This is a genomic window from Actinomadura spongiicola, assembly GCF_003432485.1.
GTDB classification, from domain to species: domain Bacteria; phylum Actinomycetota; class Actinomycetes; order Streptosporangiales; family Streptosporangiaceae; genus Spirillospora; species Spirillospora spongiicola.
Genome location: NZ_QVNQ01000003.1, coordinates 102,561 through 116,437, shown reverse-complemented (window position 1 = coordinate 116,437; position 13,877 = coordinate 102,561). Strand labels below are relative to the sequence as shown.

The following is a 13,877-nucleotide window of genomic DNA, read 5'->3' as shown; positions in this document are numbered from 1 at the left end:
TTGATCATGGAGGTGTTCATGACTTCCGTAGCGATTCGCCTGTTCATGGGACTGAGCCTGGTCGCGGGCGGTGTCGCCGTGACGGCTCCCGCCGTCGCCGCGAGCAGTCCGCCCCTGCCACTGACGGAGATCAAGCTTGCGGTCACACCCCAAGAGGGCGGCAAGCCCCGTACCGCGACGCTGACCTGCGAACCGGCCGGTGGGACCCATGCCAACGCCGAAGTCGCCTGTGCCGAGCTCGCCAAGGTGAACGGGCGCATCAAGGACGTTCCCTGGAACAGGGGATGGTTGTGCCTTCAGTACTGGGAACCGGTGGACGCGACCGCGACCGGTTATTGGCGGGGCGTGCCGATCGAGCCGTACTTCGAGACCATCACCAACGACGGCTGTGCCCGGCACCAGCACGGCCACGTCCTGAACTTCTGACGGCCGAACAGCCTCAGAAAGGGGCGTCCAGGGGGAGTTGGTGCACGTCGCGGAGGTAGGCGTCCAGTTCGCCCGGCTCGAAGCGGCACATTCCCACGGCGTACCAGAATTCTGCGGTGACGTTGCCCTCCCATTTGTAGCGGCCGTCCGGGGCCAGCGCGGCCCAACCCTCGGCAAGGCCGAGAAGGGTCGCGCGGTGAGTGGGGGTCGTCTCCTCCGGGACGTCCCAGAGGATGATGGCGCCGTCGTCGCCCGCCGTGGCCAGGAGGGTGCCGTCGGGGCTGAAGGCGACCGACCAGATGCGGCGGGTGTGGCCCGTGAGCGTGTGGACGGTCTCCCCGGTCGACGGGTCCCACAGGCGGACGACCATGTCGTCGCCCGCCGTGGCGAGGAGCCTGCCGGACGGGTGGAACGCGGTCGTCCATAGGCGGCCGGTGTGGCCCGTGAGTGTGTGGACGGTCTCGCCGGTGGCCGGGTTCCACAGTCGGACGGTGCCGTCGTTGCTGGCCGACGCGAGCGTTTCCCCGGACGGTGAGAACGCCACGCGGTAGACGCGGTCGGTGTGGCCCTGGAGGGTGGCCCGGAGTTCGCCCGTGCGCGGGTGCCACAGTCTGACGAGACCGTCGTCGCAGCCGGTGGCGAGGGTGCCGTCCGGGTGGAAGTCGATGGAGCGGACACGGCCACGGTGGTCGGCCAGGTTGACGGTCTCGCGGCCGGTCGTCCAGTACCAGAGTCGGACGGTGTCGTCGTCGTTGGCGGTGGCGAGGACGTCCCCGGCGGGGGAGAACGCCTGCGCCCACACGTGGTCGGTCTCCGCGTTCAGTTCGCGTTCGAACGTGCCGGTCCCGGCCTGCCACAGGTGGACGCCGCCGTCGTTGGTGGCGGTGGCGAGCTGCGAGTCGCGGGTGTTGAACACGGCGGAGGTGAGGTTGTCGGCGACACCGCGGAGTTCACGGATCATGCGGCCGGTGCGCGGGTCCCAGAGCCGGACGAGGCCGTCGTTGCCGCTGCTGGCGAGCATCCCGCCGTCCGGGCTGAACGTGACGCCGGTGACGCGTCGGCCGTGGCCGCGCAGCACGACGCGGGACTGACCGGTCTCGGCGTCCCAGATACGGGCCGTTCCGTCGTTGCTGCTGGTGGCGAGTTGGGCGCCGTCCGGGCGGAACGCGAACGGCCACACCGCGCCGCGATGCCCGGCCAGTTCGAGGCGCTGCCCGCCGGTCTCGGCGTCCCACAGGCGGACGGACCCGGAACTGTCCGCGGTCGCGAGACGGCCGCCGTCCGGGCTGAACATCGCCTGGTAGATGGCGCCGCCGTGACCCTGGAGGGTCCGGTGGTCGTGCCCGTCCTTCCAGATGCGGACGGACCCGACGGTGTCGCCGGTGACGAGGATGCGCCCGTCCGGGTGGAAGGCGATGGCGTAGACGCGGCCGGTGTGACCGCGGAGTTCCCGCCTGATCTCGCCGGTGCGGATGTCCCAGAGCCGGACGGCGCCCGCCTCGTCCCCGGCGGCCAGGAGGGAGCCGTCCGGGTGGAACACGGCCCGGTACACGGCGCCGCGGTGGCCGGTCAGTTCGCGGCGCAGTTCGCCTGTGGCCGTGTCCCAGACGCGCAGGGTTCCTCCCCTGTCGCCGGTGACCATCAACGAACCGGCGGGGTCGAACACCGCCGTGTAGACGGGCGCGGTGTGTCCGGGCAGCTCGTGGAGGAGGTCGCCGGACGCGGCGTCCCAGACGCGCATGGTGCCGTCGGCCGCGCCCGCCGCGACGAGTTCGCCGCCCGACGGGGAGCGTCCCCCGACGACGACCGGCCATACCCCTTCGGGGTGGACGGTGAGCGTGTGCGTGGCGTGGCCGGTGGCGAGGTCCCACAACCGGATGGTGCCGTCCGCGGAGCCGCTCACCAGAAGGTTTCCCCGCGAGTCGAACACCACCGCGTAGGCACGGTCGGTGTGGCCCTGGAGTGTGCGCAGGGGAGTGCCGGTGACGGCGTCGCACACCAGGACGCCGCCGTCCTCGCTGCCCACCGCCAGGACGGAGCCGCCCGGACTGTACGCCAGGGGCTGCGGAAGGCGGCTGGTCTGGAAGTGGAACCCGTACGGGACGCCCACCGCTGCCGGGCGGACCTGGATGTCGATGGGGCGGCCGGGAGCGATCGCCGCCTCCCGCAGTTCCGGCGCCTGCGCCACGCGTTCGGGCAGGACGGCGTCGACCAGCGCGGCGCGTGTCCAGCTGCTGCCGTCGACGGTGACGTCGCGGAGGTCGGCGCGGGCGAGGCGGGCCCGGGACAGATCCGCGCCGCGCAGATCCGCGCCCGTCAGCGTGGCCTCGTCCAGGCGCGCCCCCGCCAGGGACGCGTCCCGCAGGACGGCGCGCGACAGGTTGGCGCCGACGAGCTGCGCGTCGGTGAGGTCGGCCCCGGTCAGGTCGACCTCCTGCAGGTCGCGGTAGGACAGGTCCTCGCCCTGGAGGCGCGCGCCGCGCAGGTCGGTGTGCGCGGGGGTGCGCAGCCGGGTCGTGACGCGGATCGCGTTGGCGCGGGCGATGTCGTCGGCGTCGGGGTCGGCGAGCACCCGGGCCGCCCACTCCTGGCAGGCGCGGGTGTCGGCGAGGTCGCAGAGGAAGTCGACGGCGAGCTGGGTCAGCGCGCGGCGGCCCAGCGCTGCCGGCGCCGGGTCGTCGGCGAACTCGTCCGCGATGTGGCGGGCGATCAGCCATTCCATGACCGACGTGTGGATGAACCCGAACAGGCCCTCGTCGGTGCGGACGAGCAGGCTTCCCGCGCCGACGGCGTGCGTCACCTGGTGCGGGGACAGGCGTCCCCCGGCCAGGCCGGTCAGCGTGTCCGCGACGTCCGCGAGCTCCGCGAGCCGCAGGAACTGTTCGTTGCCCTCCCACAGGCGCAGCGCGAGCGTGCCCACGGCGCGCCACATGTCGTCGGCCTTCAGCCCGGACGGGCCGCCCGCGCCGCCGACCCGGTCGGCCTCGTACGCCAACCACGACGACAGGATCTCCTGGTACAGGTCGGCGGGGCTGACGGCGCGGCGCGCCCGCGCGACCGCGCGGAGCCGCTCCTCGGGCAGGTCGGCGATGAACGACAGCATCCGCGGGTTGGACGTCAGCGCCAGCAGTTCCTCGATGCCGGACAGCATGTCCAACCGCGCCTCCGCGGTGCCCTCGTCCCCGTACCGGTTCACCAGGTACGAGCGGACCTGCGGCGGCGCGAAGTCCTCCAGTCCGAGGACGCGCCGGTGCGGCAGAACCCCCACCTTCTCGCCGAGCGCGGTCAGTACCTGCGCCTGCGACTTGAAGTGCTGCGTGCGGCTCGCCACCACGATCTTCGCCTTGTCCTGGGCGGCCTGGAGGAGCGTGTCGAGGTGGTCGGCGGCCCGGTCGTAGGTCATCCGTGTCACCAGCTCGTCGAAACCGTCGAAGAGCAGGACGATGCGTCCCTGCCGGAGCATGTAGTGGAACGCCTTGAGGTCGATCAGCTCCTCGCCGTGGTTGGCCAGGTGCGCGGCGACGAGGCCGTCCACGGAGTGCGCCTTGTCCAGGGCCCGCAGCTCGATCAGGATCGGGATGACGTGCGGGAGTTCCGAGGGGATGCGGCGGGCCAACTCTCGCAGCGCGAACGTCTTGCCGCGCCCGAAGTCGCCGAGCAGCAGCAGGAACCGGCCGTGGTCGGCGGCCAGGAGACGCAGCATCTCGCCGACCACGTCGTCGCGGACGTCGGCGGTGGGACGGGCCCCTTCACCGGACGTGGTCTCCGTTCGAAACCGGTCGAGTTCCCGGTAGCGCTGCGGAACGTACAGGCTCGGCGGGTACAGGCCCCCTGCCGAGAGGCGCCCCGTCTGGGCCGTCACGTACTCCGACAGGTCGACGAGCCCTTGGAACTCGGTGAGGCTGCGTACGCGGATGCCGCGCCGGAGAGCGTCCTCCCGAAGTGACCGGGCCGGGGCCGGACCCAGGTACACCAGTTCGGACCCGTGGTCGGTGCCGTCGGCGTGCACGTGCCGGACGAACGCGTCCACGTCCGCCTCGGTCACCTGCCCCACGTGGGCGCCGATGCGGTACTGGCGGACGAATCCGTCCTCCAGGTGGGTCAGCAGCAGGTGCGGCGGGTCGGAACGGCCGTCCCCGCGCGGCGACGGGACGATGCGCCGGATCGTCGCGCGTTCGAAGCGCGTCTCGCACGCCTCGGTCAGACGGTCGAGCAACTGGGCCGTCGGGTCGGTCACCGGGTCGACGACCCTGTCCGTTCCCGGGCCGAGTTCCGGAACGGGCGGCGCCGGTGGGATCTCCGCGGCCGGTGGGGGGAACGTTCCGTGCACGCTCGGCCAGGCCACGTCGAGGATTTCCGGGCCGCGCCGTTCGGCGTCCTCGGGGATCCACCGGTCCAGGCCGTCCCGTCGCAGGACGACGATCTGGTGACGCCCGGGGCCGAGCGCCGGGACGGACGGGACGCCGTTCCCGAGCAGCGGCACGGCGCCGAACTCCGACTGCGCCCCCTGGAAGAACAGGTTGACGTGGCCGCCGAGCAGCATCTCGACGGTCTCGGGGTCGCGCAGCGCGCCCGGCTCACCCGGGATGGGCGTGTGCTCGACCGCTCCCAACCGGAGCCAACCCTCGTCCTTGAAGTGCCGCAGACGCTCGTTGAACCACGCGGCCTGCGCGCGGCCGACCATCCCGTACCGGTCCGCCTCGCGGTGGGACTGCGGCAGCGTCGAGTTGAGCCCCGCCACGGCGACCCGCAGATCGGGCACCGGGAACAGCGTCCACGGCTGGGCGCTGTCGAAGATGAGCGCGTCGATGCCCTGGTAGAACTCCTTGAACAGCCCCGCGTAGTGCCGCCATTTCGGCCAGTACGGCGGCTGCGGTTCGATGTCGTCGGCCTCGCAGCTTGAGAAGTACGCCTGGCACGCCGCCCGGGTCACGTCGTGCGTGCCGGGCACCACGACGACGCGCTGAGCCTCCAGACCCAGCAGCGCACGCAGGCTCGTCAGGAACGACAGCGCCTCGGCGAACTCCTTGCGGCTGCCCGAGTGGGTGAGGTTGCCGGTGACGACGAGAAGATCGGGGCGCGGCACGCCGGAGTCGGCGAGCCGTGTCACGTCGCTCCAGATGCGGTCCTGCAACTCCGAGGCCGTGGTGGGTTCGCCGGGCTCGGCGAGCGTCCGGCCGAACCGGGGACCCGAGACGTGCAGGACGCTGAGCCGCTCGCGGGGCCCGTCGTCGCCGCCCGCGGCCGGGAACGCCGGCGCCGCCACCGGCGCCCGCCGGGCGGGCCGCTCCCCGGCCGGGTCGCTCCATGAGGGCTCGGCGTGCTCCGCCGGCCCCTCAGAGCCCTCCAGACGCCCGGAGAGCGGCGGCCGGGCACCAGGGAGGCTCCGGCCCGGCCCGGGGAAGCCAGGGCCGTTCTCCGGCCGCGCGTGGCCCGCGAGGGCCTCCTCGATGCGCCGCATCAGCAGCCGGCGCGCCTCGTCCGGGTCGTCGATCCCGACCAGGTCCACGTAGGTGATCGTGGACAGCAGCCCGTCGATCGGGCAGTCCTCGATCCGGACCGTGACGAGCTTGCGGGCCGGGTCGTCCGGGTCGGCCCGCAGCGCCGCCATCCACTCCAACCGCCCGTACCGGGAGCGCAGGTAGTTACTGGACAGCACCGCGACCACGGCCTTGGCCTCCGACAGGCCACGGTCCATGAAGTCGATGAAGTTGGTGCCGGGCACGAAGTCCCACGCCTGCATCATCGTCCGGTGCCCCGCGGCCTCCAACTGCCAGGCGATCCAGGACGCCCACCGCTCGTCCGCGGGGGAGTAGCTGATGAAGAAATCGGTGGGACGCTCCTGCCTGGTGTGGCCGCCGGGGGGTGTCATGCCGTCAGTATCGCCCGCGGGACCGCCGAACACAGCGCGCAATGCCGCACTCCCCCAGCCGCACACTCCCCAGCCCGCGGACGCCCTCCACGGCGCCTATGGGATCATTGCGCGCGTGTCACCCCGGATCGAGTTCGCGCGACGTGCGGCGCGCGCCCTGGGAGTTCTCGACTGGGTTCGCATCGGCGTCCTCGTTGTCGGCGTCGTGTTCGTCGCCACCGGGCTGCTGCCCGCCGACACCGCGCGTTCGAGCGTCGAGCGTGTCGCGCCCCTGCTGCTCTTCCTGTTCAGCGTCATCATCCTGGCGGAGCTCACCAAGGAGGCCGGGGTCTTCGACGCGATAGCGCAGCGAATGGCACGGGCCGGGCGAGGCAACTACGTCGCGCTGTTCCTGCTGTGCGTCGCGTTCGCGTCGGCCACGACCATCTTCCTAAACCTGGACACGACGGCCGTGCTGCTGACCCCGGTCATGTTGGCGCTCGCGGCCCGCGCACACATCGCGACCCTTCCGCTGGCCATGACGACGGTGTGGCTCGCCAACACGGCCAGCCTCCTGCTGCCCGTCTCGAACCTGACGAACCTGCTCGCCGCCGACCGGGTCGCGTTGCAGACCCGCGCGTTCGCCGCCCGCATGTGGGCGCCGCAACTGGCGGTCCTGGCCGTCACGATGGCACTGCTGTGGGTGTTCTACTGGCGGCGGCGGATGCGCGGCGCCGACTCCTACGACCCGCCGGAACCCGCCCCTGTCAAGGATCGCGTGCTGTTCTCCGCGACAGGTCTCGCGTGCCTGGTCTTCATCGGCGCGATCCTCGGGGGCGTGCACACCGGGATCCAGCTCGGCGTCGCCGCGACGGTCGCCGCCGCCGTCGCCGTGGCGGCCTTCGTCGTCCGCGACCGGTCGGCGCTGCGTCCCGCGCTGATCCCGTGGCAGCTGATGGTGTTCGTCACGGGCCTGTTCCTGGTCGTGCCCACACTCGAACGGTTCGGCCTGGACGACGCCATGCGCGCCCTGATCGGCGGAGACGACGGCGCGGCGGGGGCGTTCCGGGCCGCGTTCTCCGGTGCCGGACTGTCGAACGTCCTCAACAACCTGCCCGCCTACGTGGCGGGCGAGTCGGCCGTTCCCGCGTCCAACAAGGACCAGCTCCTGTCACTGCTCATCGGCGCGAACGTGGGGCCCGTCATCACGCCGTGGGGATCGCTGGCCACACTGCTGTGGTTCGAATGGTGCCGCCGCTGGGACGTTCGCGTCCCCATCCGCAAGTTCGTCCTCACCGGGACGGTCCTGGCCGTGGCGGGCTGTGCGGCCGCCGTCCCCGCGCTGCTACTGGCGGGGTGACGGTTCGCTAGCCGTCCTGGAACTTCGTCGTGGTCTCCAGGAGACGGTCGAGCAGCTCCGGGCGCGCCGCGACGAAACCGAGCTCAGACGCGGGACGGTCGATGCCGAGACGGTACGGCCGCCCGTCCAGGCGCCGGAACTCCGCCCCCGCCTCGGCGGCCAGGAGCGCCCCCGCCGGAAGATCCACGATCTCGGGCAGGTAGCCGACCATCCCGTCGATGTCGCCGCGCGCCAGCATCGTCCACGCGACCAGGGGCGCCCAGAGCTGGAGCATCCGCGCGCACCGTCCCTCCAGCGCGGCCCGGAGACCGGACGCGACCGGGTCGCCCGCCGAGACCTGGTGCCCCTGCGTCCACGCCAGGACGAAGTTGCCCTTCCGTTCCGGCCGCGGACGGCCCGCGAGGCTGAGCGACTCGCCGTCCGGTCCGACGGCGCCCTCGCCCCGCACCGCAGACCAGGTCCGTCCCGTCACCGGGTCGTGAACGACGCCGAGGACGGGTTCGGCGCGCGCACACAACGCCAGGCCCACCGCGTACACGGGCATGCCGATCGCCACGTTGTTGGTGCCGTCGAGCGGATCGACGAGCCACACCATCTCCTCGCCCGGCGCGCCGTCGAGGATCCCGGACTCCTCGGCGATGACGCGATGCCCCGGATACGCCGCCCGCAGCCGTCCCAGGATCACCTTCTCCGCGGCCATGTCGAGATCGGTCACCACGTCCCCGGCCGTGCCCTTCGCCCGCACCGTCAGGGGCCCGGCCACACCGGCGCTGAGCAGGGCGCCCGCCGCCTCGGCCGCGTCCACGGCCACGCGGCGGGCCGCGGACAGATCGACCGGACGGGCCGACGGCGGGGGCAGGGATCTCATGGGGTCTCTCCAGTCGGATCCGGTGGCCGGTCCGTTGCCGAACCGCAGCCGACGCCGAACGGCGTCGCCGCGCACGCGGGCACGGACGCGGGCACGGACGTGGGATGCGCGGCCGCGATGCGGCGGGCGGAGCGCCGCAGGGCGCGCACGGTGGCGGCGTGGTCGGAGCGCGAACGGCGCACCCGGTGCGTGGGCGTGTCCAGCGGGCCGAGCGACAGGTCGCCGCCGCCGGGCGTCTCGCGACCGAGCGCGACCGTCGCCGCCTCCCGGCCGTCCTCGATCAGCGTGGTGTGGAACACGCCCGCCGGGAGGGTGTACGAGTCACCGGTGCGATGCGTGCTGGACAGGCCGGGGGAGTGGCGGACGACCCGTCCGGTGGCCCGCAGTTCGTCTACATCGCCCTGGCTGACGACCTCGAAGACCTGCCGCGTCGCCTCCCCTGGGGCCGCGCCCGCCCGTACGTCCATGCGCACGTTCCGGACCGTCCCGTACAGGACGAAGCTGAGCAGGTCCCAGCTGTGGCAGTGCACCGGCGACGTCGTGGACGGCGCCGGGCTGACCTCCGGCGTCCAGATGTGCAGGCACACGCCGAGATCCCCGTCCCGCTCCACCGGGAGGCACACGAACCCCAGCGGGTGACGCACGGCCGGGACACCGGAACGGCCCGCCGCCACGTCGTCCAGGACACGCCCGGCCCACCCCGGCAGCGTCCGCGCCGCCGTCCCGGCGTCGATCTCCCGGCGGATCTCCTCGTACCTCACCCGGTCACCCGTTCACGGTCACGTTCACGGTCTCTCGTAGGGGTCCTTGGCCCGCAGCGCCTTCCGGATGATCTCGATGACGTCGCGGTCGGTGTAGTGCCGGGCGAGATCGATCCCGATCACCTCGAAGAGCTTGCGGGCCTCCTCGACCGTGGGCTCGTCGTCCAGCGGCGCCAGCCTCGCCTGCTCGATGGGGACGCGGCGCGCCTGGTCCAGGCTGGTCTGAAGCTCCGCGCTCACCCAGCCGTAATAGAACTTGGTGCTGTCGACGACCAGCGCCTCACCGCGCGGGTCGTCACGCGTGACCACGACCCGGGACGCCGCCAGGTCGTAGCGCAGCGTCGTCATCGTCCGCGCCAGGCCGATGTCGATGTCGAGCATCGCGAACCGCTGCTTGTGCCAGCACGCCGCCAGGATCGTGGCGTACGCCTCCTTGCGGGTGCGTTCCAGCGTCCACGGCTCGCCCGTCGCGTCCGGGCCGTCCGACACCGAACGGCGGTGCCGCGCGTACGCCTCGCACACCTCCACGTCGGTGGGGTCGAGGATCTCCAGGCGGAACAGCAGCGTCCGGCGTTCCCGGCGGGCCGTCGCCACGCACTCGGGGAGGGTCCGCGCCCGGATGTAGGTGCCCGTCCCGCCCTTGAAGAACCAGCGATCGGTGTCGCGGCGGGCCTCTTCGAGGACCTGTGCGACCTGCGCGCCGTTGATGACACGGACGACCGTGCTCTCGTCCAGGGCCCGCTTGGTGTCGGACAGGACGTTCTCGAACCCCTCGATGTGCGTGAGCCTGCCGCTCAGATCGTCCAGGGTCGTCGACGACGCCCGCAGCGTGTCGCGCACCTCCGCCTCGACCGGGGCGCGGCGGCCGCGGTCCCGCAGCACCGAGGTCGCCAGCAGGCCGATCACGGCGAGGATCGCGCTGTTGGTGATCTCTGCCTCGTTCTCCAGCTGCACCCCGAGGCCGATCACCGCGACCACGATGGCCAGCACGAGCGCGATCACGGCGTCGGCGTTCTTCCCGAGCCAGTTGGCGAAGCGGCCCATGTTCTGTAGTAGTCCCGTCCTAGTCCGGCGGCGTCGTCATCGTAACCACAGCGCCCGGAGGGCGGGATAGTCCCGCGGACGCGGGAATCGCGTGTCTCGTGGCGCCGCCTGTGCCGGCGGCGTCCGGCACCCTCCCCACCTGGACGTCCTTGGCCGTCCAAAGGTCGCTATAGGCTCATCGCATGCGTGTGCGGGGCTGGTGGTCGACGGCGTGGCCTTCGCCGCGGTCACGGGCGTTCGACATCCTGATCGCACTGACACTGGCCGCGAGCGACGGCGCCTTCCTGTGGTTCGCCGAACAGGAGTTCTGGCTGCCACCGCCCGTCACGGCGACGAGCAGCGTCATCCTCGGGCTGACCCTGGTCGTGCGGCGCGTCTACCCCGTCCAGCTCACGGTGGTCATGCTGATCGCCGGCACCATCACCGGCGGCGGCGCGTTCGCTCCCCTCATCGTCCTGTACTCGCTCGCCGCGTACACCTCGTCCCGCAGAACGGTCCTGGGGCTCGCGGTCGCCTCTTACGTCACCCTGCTCGTCTTCCCCACGCCGACTTCGGGCACGGAGCCCTTCGCCGTGCAGGCCGTGACCGGCATCGCGTTCATCGCCGTCCCGGTCCTGCTCGGCCTGTACATGGGCGCGCGGAAACAACTCCTGGCCTCTCTCCAGGAACGCGCCGCGCGGCTCGAACGGGAACAGCACCTCCTCGCGGAACGCGCACGGGGAGAGGAGCGCACCCGCATCGCCCGGGAGATGCACGACGTGGTCGCCAACAGGATCAGCGTCATGGTCGTGCACGCCGGGGCGCTCAAGGCCATCGCCGTCCGTGACCCGTCCCGGGCCGCCGAGACCGCCTCCGTCATCGGTGACATGGGGCGGCAGGCACTGGAGGAGCTCCGCCACGTCATCGGCGTCCTGCGACAGGGCGAGGAGGCGCTGCCCCAGGAGGCCGTGACCCTCGCGCACGTCCGCGAGCTCGTCGGACAGTCCGGCGCGGCGGGCCTGCGCGTCGACCTGTCGATCCGCGGAGACGAGCGTCCCATGCCCGTCGCCGTCGGACGGACGGTCTACCGCCTCATCCAGGAGGCGCTCACCAACGTCCACAAGCACGCGGGCTCCGCCGACACCCGGGTGGGCCTCGACCTGCTGCCCGAGGCCATCGAGGTGGAGATCGCCAACGATCGACCCACCGCCGGGCCCGACCACCGGCTGCCGAGCGGCGGGAACGGCCTGGTCGGCCTCCGCGAGCGCGTCACCGCCCTCGGCGGCAGCTTCGAGGCCGGGCCCAGCGGGGGCGGCTACGCCGTCCGCGCCAGAATCCCGCTTCCCGCCTCCTGACCTGCCCCGACACGGAATGTCGGGGGCCTTGCGTAGTGTTGGGACGCAGCGGAGGACCACCGGATCAAACCGGACCAAGCGGATCATGAGGGAGGGGCGACGATGCGGCCGATCACGGATCTACGGCGGCGCGTGGCGCCGTTCGAGGTCGTCACCGAGATGACCCCGTCGGGCGACCAGCCGCAGGCGATCGCCGAACTCGCCGCCCGGGTCGAGGCGGGCGAGAAGGACTCGGTGCTGCTCGGCGCCACCGGCACGGGCAAGACCGCCACGATCGCGTGGCTGGTGGAGAAGGTGCAGCGGCCCGTCCTGGTCATGCAGCCGAACAAGACGCTCGCCGCCCAGTTCGCCAACGAGCTCCGCGAGATGATGCCCCACAACGCCGTCGAGTACTTCGTGTCGTACTACGACTACTACCAGCCCGAGGCGTACATCCCGCAGACCGACACCTACATCGAGAAGGACTCCTCGATCAACGACGAGGTCGACCGGCTGCGGCACTCGGCGACCAACTCGCTGCTCACCCGCCGCGACACCGTGGTCGTCGCGTCCGTGTCCTGCATCTACGGCCTCGGCACCCCGCAGGAGTACGTCGACCGCATGGTCCGTCTCACCGTCGGGCAGGAGATCGAACGCGACGACCTGCTCCGGCAGCTCGTCGGCATGCAGTACACCCGCAACGACCTGGCGTTCACCCGCGGCACGTTCCGCGTCCGCGGCGACACCATCGAGATCATCCCGCAGTACGAGGAGCTCGCCGTCCGCATCGAGATGTTCGGCGACGAGATCGAGAAGCTCGCCACGCTGCACCCGCTGACCGGCGAACTGATCACCGAGGACGACGAGCTGTACGTCTTCCCCGCCTCCCACTACGTCGCCGGGCCCGAGCGCATGGAGCGCGCCATCGCCGACATCGAGGCCGAGCTGGCGGACACCCTCGCCGTGATGGAACGGCAGGGCAAGATGCTGGAGGCGCAGCGGCTGCGGATGCGCACCACCTACGACGTCGAGATGATGCGGCAGGTCGGCACCTGCTCCGGGATCGAGAACTACTCCCGGCACATCGACGGCCGAGGCCCCGGCAGCGCCCCCAACACCCTCCTCGACTACTTCCCGGAGGACTTCCTCCTCGTCATCGACGAGTCCCACCAGACCGTCCCGCAGATCGGGGCGATGTACGAGGGTGACGCGTCCCGGAAGCGGATGCTGGTCGAGCACGGTTTCCGGCTGCCGTCCGCGATGGACAACCGTCCCCTGAAGTGGGAGGAGTTCCTCGACCGCATCGGCCAGACCGTCTACCTGTCGGCGACGCCCGGCTCCTACGAGATGAACCGCGTCAAGGGCGACGTCGTCGAGCAGGTCATCCGTCCCACCGGCCTGATCGACCCCGAGATCGTCGTGAAGCCGACCAAGGGCCAGATCGACGACCTCATCCACGAGATCCGCGAGCGCGCCGACCGGGACGAGCGCGTCCTCGTCACCACCCTCACCAAGAAGATGGCCGAGGACCTCACCGACTACCTCCTCGAACTCGGCATCCAGGTCCGCTACCTGCACAGCGAGGTCGACACGCTGCGCCGCATCGAGCTGCTGCGCGAGCTGCGCGCCGGGGAGTTCGACGTCCTGGTCGGCATCAACCTGCTCCGCGAGGGCCTCGACCTGCCCGAGGTGTCCCTGGTCGCGATCCTGGACGCCGACAAGGAGGGCTTCCTGCGCTCGGAGACGTCGCTGATCCAGACGATCGGACGCGCGGCCCGCAACGTGTCCGGCCAGGTCCACATGTACGCCGACACGGTCACGCCGTCCATGGAACGGGCGATCGAGGAGACCAACCGGCGCCGCGCCAAGCAGCAGGCCTACAACGCCGAGCACGGCATCGAACCGCGGGCGCTCCGCAAGCGCATCGCCGACATCCTCGACTCCCTCGCCCGCGAGGACGCCGACACCGAGACCCTCATCGGCGGCGCCGGACGCCAGCAGAGCCGCGGCAAGGCCCCCGTCCCCGGCCTGGCCTCCCGCTCGGCGCGCGGCGGCGAGGTCGGCCGGCACGCCGCCGATCTCGTCGGCGAACGCCCCCGCGAGGAGCTGGAGGCTCTGATCGAGCAGATGACCGACCAGATGCACCAGGCCGCCGCCGATCTCCAGTTCGAGCTAGCCGCCCGTCTCCGCGACGAGGTCAAGGAGCTCAAGCGCGAACTCCGCGAGATGAAGGAGGCCGGCGTCAAGTGATCAC

8 protein-coding genes are annotated in these 13,877 nt (G+C 71.7%); 4 read left to right on the top strand and 4 right to left on the bottom strand.

Features of this window, described 5'->3' with window-relative positions; genetic code table 11:
- Positions 1 to 18: 18 nt before the first annotated feature.
- Positions 19 to 426: an SSI family serine proteinase inhibitor gene (locus D0T12_RS09250; RefSeq protein ID WP_158581460.1), complete on the top strand. Its 408-nt coding sequence runs from the start codon at positions 19 to 21 to the stop codon at positions 424 to 426.
- Positions 427 to 439: 13 nt separating this feature from the next.
- Here the strand turns inward: D0T12_RS09250 and D0T12_RS09245 are convergent, their stop codons facing one another.
- Entirely contained in the window at positions 440 to 6,298 is a 5,859-nt protein-coding gene (locus tag D0T12_RS09245; protein ID WP_117399098.1) for a WD40 domain-containing protein, read from the bottom strand.
- A 115-nt stretch (positions 6,299 to 6,413) separates the two neighbouring features.
- Here D0T12_RS09245 and D0T12_RS09240 point away from each other — a divergent pair, with 115 nt between their 5' ends.
- Positions 6,414 to 7,637: an ArsB/NhaD family transporter gene (locus D0T12_RS09240; RefSeq protein ID WP_233525934.1), complete on the top strand. Its 1,224-nt coding sequence runs from the start codon at positions 6,414 to 6,416 to the stop codon at positions 7,635 to 7,637.
- Between the two features lie 7 nt (positions 7,638 to 7,644).
- Here D0T12_RS09240 and D0T12_RS09235 read toward each other — a convergent pair whose 3' ends face one another.
- From D0T12_RS09235 to D0T12_RS09225, 3 genes are read right to left on the bottom strand one after another with little or no spacing between them, the layout of a single operon-like run.
- Positions 7,645 to 8,505, bottom strand: a complete 861-nt coding sequence (locus tag D0T12_RS09235) for an inositol monophosphatase family protein (protein ID WP_117399096.1) — start codon at positions 8,503 to 8,505, stop codon at positions 7,645 to 7,647.
- Positions 8,502 to 9,266, bottom strand: a complete 765-nt coding sequence (locus D0T12_RS09230) for a hypothetical protein (RefSeq protein WP_199487388.1) — start codon at positions 9,264 to 9,266, stop codon at positions 8,502 to 8,504. The genes D0T12_RS09235 and D0T12_RS09230 overlap by 4 nt, the downstream gene beginning before the upstream one ends.
- A 24-nt stretch (positions 9,267 to 9,290) precedes the next feature.
- Positions 9,291 to 10,310: a hypothetical protein gene (locus D0T12_RS09225; RefSeq protein WP_117399095.1), complete on the bottom strand. Its 1,020-nt coding sequence runs from the start codon at positions 10,308 to 10,310 to the stop codon at positions 9,291 to 9,293.
- A 182-nt stretch (positions 10,311 to 10,492) separates the two neighbouring features.
- Between D0T12_RS09225 and D0T12_RS09220 the strand changes: the two genes are divergently transcribed.
- The gene (locus D0T12_RS09220; protein WP_117399094.1) at positions 10,493 to 11,644 is read left to right on the top strand and encodes a sensor histidine kinase; all 1,152 of its coding nucleotides are present in this window, start codon (positions 10,493 to 10,495) and stop codon (positions 11,642 to 11,644) included.
- Positions 11,645 to 11,746: 102 nt separating this feature from the next.
- Positions 11,747 to 13,873, top strand: a complete 2,127-nt coding sequence (gene uvrB, locus D0T12_RS09215; protein WP_117399093.1) for an excinuclease ABC subunit UvrB — start codon at positions 11,747 to 11,749, stop codon at positions 13,871 to 13,873.
- Positions 13,874 to 13,877 lie beyond the last annotated feature (4 nt).

What these genes read in the sequence shown, in the direction of transcription:
- D0T12_RS09245 (WP_117399098.1), bottom strand. Translation starts at nt 6,298, where the DNA reads ATGACACCCCCCGGCGGCCACACCAGGCAGGAGCGTCCCACCGATTTC.
- D0T12_RS09220 (WP_117399094.1), top strand. Translation starts at nt 10,493, where the DNA reads ATGCGTGTGCGGGGCTGGTGGTCGACGGCGTGGCCTTCGCCGCGGTCA.
- uvrB (WP_117399093.1), top strand. Translation starts at nt 11,747, where the DNA reads ATGCGGCCGATCACGGATCTACGGCGGCGCGTGGCGCCGTTCGAGGTC.
- D0T12_RS09250 (WP_158581460.1), top strand. Translation starts at nt 19, where the DNA reads ATGACTTCCGTAGCGATTCGCCTGTTCATGGGACTGAGCCTGGTCGCG.
- D0T12_RS09225 (WP_117399095.1), bottom strand. Translation starts at nt 10,310, where the DNA reads ATGGGCCGCTTCGCCAACTGGCTCGGGAAGAACGCCGACGCCGTGATC.
- D0T12_RS09235 (WP_117399096.1), bottom strand. Translation starts at nt 8,505, where the DNA reads ATGAGATCCCTGCCCCCGCCGTCGGCCCGTCCGGTCGATCTGTCCGCG.